We start from the raw sequence: 293 nt of genomic DNA, 5'->3' as shown, positions 1-293 counted from the left end.
TCGCACGGCATATCACCGGCATAAAACTGCCACCTACCGAAAGGCAGCGAAATTACAGCAAAAATCATCAAAGGCCAACGCAAGACTTGCTTACCGGCAGGCTCTTAGCGACCACCCGGAGCTGAAGAAACATTCGATTGCCCGGATATGGCAGAAACAAAAACTGAAAATGCAGTATGCCAAGGCTGCCCGTGAAGCCGGGAAACAGGCAAAAAATGCCGCAGTCGCAACAGAGAGGGTCAGCGTCGGTATTGTCCATGCGGTCAAACGGCACACTGTAATCTGCCTTGTCC

1 pseudogene is annotated in these 293 nt (G+C 51.9%); it reads left to right on the top strand.

Features of this window, described 5'->3' with window-relative positions:
- Window positions 1–293: pseudogene (locus NE665_RS24300) on the top strand (peptidase); the annotation flags it as partial.

This window comes from Clostridium sp. DFI.1.208, from assembly GCF_024463855.1.
Classification (GTDB): Bacteria; Bacillota_I; Bacilli_A; order Erysipelotrichales; family Erysipelotrichaceae; genus Clostridium_AQ.
This window is presented reverse-complemented; position numbering and strand designations above follow the sequence as displayed.